We start from the raw sequence: 6784 nt of genomic DNA on the forward strand, positions 1-6784 counted from the left end.
GGCGTTGATGGATACAGCGGTGAAGAGAGTACCGAGAAGAATCCGTTTCATAGCTTTGTTCTCTTTATGTGCATACCAATGGACAAGGGGTCTGACGGCGTTCCGACGTCAGTTGGGCCGGTTATAAGTCCAGCCGCGCAGTTTGGAGTTTAGGCACGATCGCGCAGTTCCGTGATTTTTTGCAAAACATTCGTTGAAAACAGTGATTTGACGCAAGCTCATCGGGGCGCAGCGACTTGTCTATGCTTTGGCCGCAGGCGCTCCTTGCCAGTCAGGCACAGGCAGCGCCAGAATGCCGCTATCTGCCCCGCCTGATGTAAGGAAGCCCGATGCCTGATCCTGTTGCTGCCAGCTTGCGTCTAGCGCCCGAAGCGCTGACCCGTCCGTTTTCCGCTGAACAGTTCAGCTTCTCTACCACCAATGATCTGGAGCCCTTTCGCGGTGTGCTTGGCCAGGAACGTGCGGTCGAAGCCTTGCAGTTCGGTGTGGCCATGCCACGCCCCGGTTACAACGTGTTCGTCATGGGCGAGCCCGGCACCGGCCGGTTCTCCTTCGTCAAACGCTACCTGAAAGCCGAAGGCAAGCGCCTGCAGACCCCGGCGGACTGGGTCTACGTCAATAATTTCGATGAGCCGCGCGAGCCGCGTGCCCTGGAACTGCCGTCGGGCACCGCCGGTGCCTTCATGGGGGATATCAACGGCTTGATCGATAACCTGCTGGCGACTTTTCCAGCGGTGTTCGAGCACCCGTCCTACCAGCAGAAAAAAAGCGCCATCGACCGCGCCTTCAACCAGCGCTATGACAAGGCGCTGGACGTGATCGAGCGCCTGGCCCTGGAGAAGGAAGTCGCGCTGTACCGCGATGCCAGCAACATCGCCTTCACACCGATGAGCGAAGGCAAGGCGTTGGACGAAGCGGAGTTCGCGCAGTTGCCGGAAGCCGAACGCGATCGATTCCACGACGACATCTCGGCTTTGGAGGAGCGCTTGAACGAAGAGCTCGCCAGCCTGCCGCAATGGAAGCGTGAATCGAGCAATCAACTGCGCCACCTCAACGAAGAAACCATCACCCTGGCCCTGCAGCCGCTGCTGTCGCCGTTGTCGGAGAAGTACGCCGAGAACGCCGCCGTGTGCGGGTATTTGCAAGCTATGCAGGTGTATCTGCTCAAGACCGTGGTCGAGCAATTGGTAGACGACAGCAAGACCGACGCCGTCGCCCGCAAATTGCTCGAGGAGCAATACGCACCGAGCCTGGTGGTCGGCCATTCGGCCAGTGGCGGCGCGCCCGTGGTGTTTGAACCGCACCCGACCTACGAAAACCTGTTCGGCCGCATTGAATACAGCACCGATCAGGGCGCGCTGTACACCACCTATCGGCAATTACGCCCGGGTGCACTGCATCGCGCCAATGGCGGTTTCCTGATTCTCGAAGCGGAAAAAATGCTCAGCGAGCCTTTCGTGTGGGATGCGCTGAAGCGAGCCCTGCAATCGCGCAAGCTGAAAATGGAATCGCCGCTGGGCGAAATGGGCCGTTTCGCCACTGTCACGCTGAACCCGCAGCACATTCCTTTGCAGGTCAAAGTCGTCATCATTGGTGCCCGTTCGCTGTATTACACGCTGCAGGACCTCGATCCGGACTTCCAGGAAATGTTCCGCGTGCTGGTGGACTTCGACGAAGACATCCCGATGGTCGACGAGAGCCTGGAACAGTTCGCCCAGTTGCTCAAAACCCGCACTTCCGAGGAAGGCATGGCGCCGCTGACCGCCGATGCGGTGGCGCGCCTGGCGACCTACAGTGCGCGTCTGGCCGAGCATCAAGGGCGCTTGTCGGCGCGTATCGGTGATTTGTTCCAATTGGTCAGCGAGGCGGATTTCATTCGCCATCTGGCCGGCGATGAAATGACCGACGCCGGGCACATCGAACGTGCGCTCAAAGCCAAGGCTACCCGCACCGGGCGCGTGTCAGCGCGGATTCTCGATGACATGCTGGCGGGGATCATCCTGATCGATACCGATGGCGCGGCTGTCGGCAAGTGCAACGGCTTGACGGTGCTGGAGGTCGGCGATTCGGCCTTCGGCGTGCCGGCGCGGATTTCCGCCACGGTGTACCCGGGGGGCAGCGGCATCGTCGACATCGAGCGCGAGGTCAACCTCGGCCAGCCCATTCACTCCAAAGGCGTGATGATCCTCACCGGATACCTTGGCAGCCGTTACGCCCAGGAATTCCCGTTGGCCATTTCCGCCAGTATCGCCCTTGAGCAGTCCTACGGTTATGTGGATGGCGACAGCGCTTCACTCGGTGAGGCATGCACACTGATTTCGGCCTTGTCGAAAACTCCGCTCAAGCAGTGCTTTGCGATTACCGGTTCGATCAACCAGTTCGGTGAAGTACAGGCAGTGGGAGGGGTCAACGAGAAGATCGAAGGCTTCTTCCGTCTGTGCGAAGCCCGCGGGTTGACGGGCGAGCAGGGGGCGATCATTCCCCAGGCCAACGTCGCCACGCTGATGCTGGATGAAAAAGTGCTGGCGGCGGTGCGCGCCGGGCAATTCCACGTTTATGCGGTACGCCAGGCCGATGAGGCGTTGAGCCTGCTGGTGGGTGAGCCTGCGGGTGAGCCGGACGAGAATGGCGAATTCCCTGAAGGCAGCGTCAACGCGCGGGTGGTGGAGCGCTTGCGGGTCATCGCGGAGATGATCAACGAGGACGACCTGAAGGAAGCCGAGAAGGAAATGGCGATCGAGGCGTTGGTGGAGGCCAAACCGGCTTGATGCAAGCCTGAACTTCGCACCGATCCACTGTAGGAGCGAGCCTGCTCGCGAAAGCGGACTGACATTCAACATTATGTTGTTTGGCACACCGCCATCGCGAGCAGGTTCGCTCCTGCATTTTTACACGGTGTATTCAACAAAAAAACGCCATCACTCTGGCGTCAATATTCACACTATGACCATTCGGCGCCTTCTGGTGTCGATTGGTCTGCAACTCGTTCTTTTCTTCTATTCTCTGCTCAAGGACAAGGACAGTAATCACTGGATCGAAACAGCCTTTCCCATGAGGGCTGAATACCGGATCGACCGAGGGTCGCCGCCATGTCGCGCAACCTCTGCCTCACTCGTCAATGCCTGGGTCTCGTGACCCGTATCGAATGCGCCATCAAGCCGCTGGCCGGGGATACGGGGATGTGGACCTTGCTCTTCGCCGCCGGAATGGCTGGCGAGCAACCTTCAGCCATCAAAGCCCAAGGCCCGTTCCATGGCCCCTTTGCGGCTGAAACCATCCTCGACACCATTGTTGAAAGCCTGACACTGCACGGCTATGAGCTGGCCGATGATCCGCAAATCTGGTGCCTGCATCTGCAAGCCCAGCTGCGGGAAATCAATGGCGGCCGCTGCCGTAACGTGGGTGGCTTCGAATTTCGTCCCGAACACTGACTTCTGCTATTCGGGCAGTTTGCTCAAGTCGGCCTTGTCGAGTCTGACCTCGAAACCGTAGGGCACGGTGGCGAGGTCAGTTCGTTGATAGGTCTCCAGGCGTGTGGGCTGCCCATAGAAATAATGCACGGCAAACAGCGCCGGCCCTTCTGCGCTCGCGAGATGATTGACCGCTAGAATTTCCTTGAGGTAATTGCCGCTCTCATCCTTGGTGAAAAAGCGCCAGTCCTGTTCGGGAAATTTCTTGAGATCCACCACTAGCGTGTTGCCTTTGAACTCCAGCCCCTTGGGCAATTGATGGGCATCGAAGGTTTTTTTGTCGATGGTCGCAAGAAACAACGGTATGGAGCCCACCACATAAGCCGGTGTTTCCGGGAACAGGTTCAGATCGTAGGTGATGCTGCCGCGTAATGGGTCGACCTGATAGGCCTGCGGTGGCAATTCAATGGGTTCATCCCGTTTGCCACGGCTGTCCTCGGTGAAGAAACTGACCGGGCTTTCACCGGGGTTGAATGACGTCCCCAGCAACTCGTCATTGAAGCTTCTCAAGTGATTGAATTCGATTCGCGCGGCGCTGGGGTCTTCGACCGATTGGCTGATGCTCACACCTTTTTTCAGTTGTTCCTCAGTCAGCGTTGCCCCCTTGAGCCATGTCGAGGCCTGGTCGTCATATACCACCACCGACAGGTTCAGCGGTTGGATGGCCTTGTCCGTGGTGCTGCGGTCGAAACGGCGTACCGGCAGGTTCAAGTCCTTGCGGGTCACCGTGGCGCTCGAGAAGTCCAGCAGGCTGACTTCGAGGGTTTCGATGGGACCGTTGAAATACACTTTTGAATAACGGTGGGTTTGTTGTTTCTCGAAGTTGCGTTGCTCATCATCGAGTTGTTTTTCCAGCGCCTCGCTCCAGACCTTTTGTTGCTGCATCTTCGCCAGCTGCTTTTGGTAGAAGGCGATTTTTGTAGCGGTTTCGTTGATTGAGCCAGAGCGTGAGAGAAATTGCCCGGTGGCGTCCCGGGCCTGGACGATCAATGGGTTCAGCGGGGTTTCCCCGATCTCGGGGGCTTGTGGCGCACTGTTGCTGAACTCGACTTCGGCATAGTTGGTGCCCAGCTTGATCAAGGTGACGCTCAGGTTGTCATTGGTGCGGGTCTGGCCCTCGTCCTTTTTCGTCAGGTCGAAGCTATAGAGCCGGCGAGGTGCGATGACCTCCACCGTGCCTTGCAGGCTGACCGGCTGAGGCTGATTCTTGATGTCGACGTCGAGCCCGTCGATGAAGGGATAGGCCACCGTCAGGTCATCAGGGTTGGTCAGGTTTGAACTCGACGGACTCAACTGAATGCCGGGATCGGTTTCCGACCATTCCGGCTGAAAGGCTATCACCCGTTTATTGCTCAGGGTCACCGACTGCCATTGCAGCCCATGAGGGAAGATGAAGGCCGCCGGAATACTGAAATTGAAGGGGAATACCGGCTGCAGGTCGGTCAGGTAATCTGAACTGGAATCTTTATGCAGTACGAACAGGCCGTTGATGTAGGTATCGACCAGCGCTTGTGGCGTGGGGTAGTGCTTTAGCACGGCGAGGACGTCTTCGCCGTACTCGGTTTCCAATGGTTTGCTGTCGAGCTTGAGTTGCGCCCGTTCAAGCAACAGCAGCGAACCGCCGAGCTCGGCCACGGCATCCTTGAGTTTCGGATCCTCGATCGCATCCAGCGATTTTTCGAACTGCGCAGTCTTTTCCTCGAGGCTCACCTGGCGTTTCTCTTCGCTGGGCGAACAGCCGCTCAGCAGCACGGCCAGGCAGATTCCGGCACTCGTCAGGGGTAGTCGCACATCCATTTCCAGTCTTCCTGTCCGATATCACGGCAATATCAATGATCTGGACACTAGCAGAAAACGTTGCCGCACACCGCGCAGGTGGCAGATTCCCGGTGGTTTATGGCCGCTTCTGAGGAGGGGCAGGTGGCTGTTATACTCGCGTCCATTTTCAGACCACCTGTGAGATTCAATGGAACGCTTTATCGAAAACGCAATGTACGCATCCCGCTGGTTGCTGGCGCCGATCTACTTTGGCTTGTCCCTTGGGTTGTTGGCGCTGGCGCTTAAATTTTTCCAGGAAGTCTTCCACGTCATACCCAATGTATTTTCGATGGCCGAATCGGACCTGATTCTGGTTCTGCTGTCGTTGATCGACATGGCGCTGGTGGGCGGTTTGCTGGTGATGGTGATGATCTCCGGTTACGAAAACTTCGTATCGCAGCTGGATATCGACGACAGCAAGGAAAAGCTCAACTGGCTGGGTACCATGGACTCTTCGTCGCTGAAGATGAAAGTGGCCGCCTCCATCGTGGCCATTTCGTCCATCCACCTGTTGCGCATCTTCATGGACGCCAAAAATGTCGATCCCGAGCATTTGCAGTGGTACGTGATCATCCATATGACCTTCGTCGTGTCAGCGTTCGCCATGGGTTACCTGGATAAAGTGACCAAGCACTGATCACCTGTTGCTGATCGCTGTGCCGCCGCCCGTCTGTTGCAGAAACAGACGGGCGGCGTCGTTTTTGGCTTGTGCTTTGAGGTGCCGAGGCATATGCCTGTAGATGTCTTGGTTCGCCAATGCGTGAGGTGTGTTTCATGAACCTGCAAGAGTTGAATGCTTATGCCGTCGCCGGGAAGGTCGATGAGCTGAACCTGATCTCGCTGGAGGGAGGCATCTATTTGCTGGAGGCACGGATGCATGGCGCGGCGTATCCGTTGAGCGATACCCACGGCCACATGATGCACCTGCGATCAGTGGAGCACGCCCGTGATGTGCTGCGCTCCTTTCCCAAGCTGAACTTCAATCTGGTGCACACTCTGGTGCATGACGAGATGTGTGGGCTGGGTGGCATTGAAGAAAGCCTGAAAGTGCCGATCGAGCAGCGTTCACCGCATCAGGGCTGATGCCCCTGATCAACGCTATGGCAACTGTGCTAGTCTGCTGGCCCTTTTGGTTCCGGGCGCTCCGGGACGCGCTGTGCACGCACGGCAAGTTCCCGGGCCGTCCGCACAGCGGAGCAGTGTCATGTCCGAAGTAAATCTGTCCACCGACGAAACACGCGTCAGCTACGGTATCGGCCGTCAGTTGGGCGACCAACTGCGCGACAACCCGCCACCGGGCGTCAGCCTGGACGCGATCCTGGCCGGCCTGACCGACGCGTTTGCCGGTCTGCCTAGCCGTGTCGGCCAGGAAGAAATGTCCGCGAGCTTCAAGGTGATTCGCGAAATCATGCAAGCCGAAGCAGCAGCCAAGGCTGAAGCAGCCGCTGGCGAAGGCCTGGCCTTCCTGGCTGAAAACGCCAAGCGTGACGGCATCA

6 protein-coding genes are annotated in these 6784 nt (G+C 57.9%); 5 read left to right on the forward strand and 1 reads right to left on the reverse strand.

Annotated features, from left to right (window positions below; translation table 11 throughout):
• Positions 1–329 precede the first annotated feature (329 nt).
• Complete coding sequence (locus tag D8U18_RS12360; RefSeq protein ID WP_056855676.1) at positions 330–2768, forward strand: ATP-binding protein; 2439 nt, start codon at positions 330–332, stop codon at positions 2766–2768.
• A 321-nt stretch (positions 2769–3089) separates the two neighbouring features.
• On the forward strand, positions 3090–3431 hold the full coding sequence (locus D8U18_RS12365) for a hypothetical protein (protein ID WP_056855675.1): 342 nt from the start codon (positions 3090–3092) through the stop codon (positions 3429–3431).
• A 6-nt stretch (positions 3432–3437) separates the two neighbouring features.
• On the opposite strand, the gene D8U18_RS12370 is transcribed toward D8U18_RS12365, so the two are convergent.
• Complete coding sequence (locus tag D8U18_RS12370; protein WP_131107713.1) at positions 3438–5267, reverse strand: hypothetical protein; 1830 nt, start codon at positions 5265–5267, stop codon at positions 3438–3440.
• Between the two features lie 169 nt (positions 5268–5436).
• Between D8U18_RS12370 and D8U18_RS12375 the strand changes: the two genes are divergently transcribed.
• From D8U18_RS12375 to D8U18_RS12385, 3 genes are all read left to right on the forward strand, one after another.
• Entirely contained in the window at positions 5437–5925 is a 489-nt protein-coding gene (locus tag D8U18_RS12375; protein ID WP_007970904.1) for a TIGR00645 family protein, read from the forward strand.
• A gap of 137 nt (positions 5926–6062) precedes the next feature.
• Positions 6063–6371, forward strand: coding sequence for a DUF6482 family protein (locus D8U18_RS12380; RefSeq protein ID WP_056855673.1), 309 nt, complete (start codon positions 6063–6065; stop codon positions 6369–6371).
• A gap of 121 nt (positions 6372–6492) precedes the next feature.
• Positions 6493–6784 (forward strand): FKBP-type peptidyl-prolyl cis-trans isomerase N-terminal domain-containing protein (locus D8U18_RS12385; RefSeq protein WP_194092099.1); only part of this gene is annotated, 292 nt, incomplete at its 3' end.

Source organism: Pseudomonas sp. Sample_10 (assembly GCF_004321495.1).
Lineage (GTDB): Bacteria > Pseudomonadota > Gammaproteobacteria > Pseudomonadales > Pseudomonadaceae > Aquipseudomonas.

Excerpts from the sequence above, each read along its gene's own strand:
- D8U18_RS12380 (WP_056855673.1), top strand. The coding sequence starts at position 6,063 with ATGAACCTGCAAGAGTTGAATGCTTATGCCGTCGCCGGGAAGGTCGAT.
- D8U18_RS12375 (WP_007970904.1), top strand. The coding sequence starts at position 5,437 with ATGGAACGCTTTATCGAAAACGCAATGTACGCATCCCGCTGGTTGCTG.
- D8U18_RS12370 (WP_131107713.1), bottom strand. The coding sequence starts at position 5,267 with ATGGATGTGCGACTACCCCTGACGAGTGCCGGAATCTGCCTGGCCGTG.
- D8U18_RS12365 (WP_056855675.1), top strand. The coding sequence starts at position 3,090 with ATGTCGCGCAACCTCTGCCTCACTCGTCAATGCCTGGGTCTCGTGACC.
- D8U18_RS12360 (WP_056855676.1), top strand. The coding sequence starts at position 330 with ATGCCTGATCCTGTTGCTGCCAGCTTGCGTCTAGCGCCCGAAGCGCTG.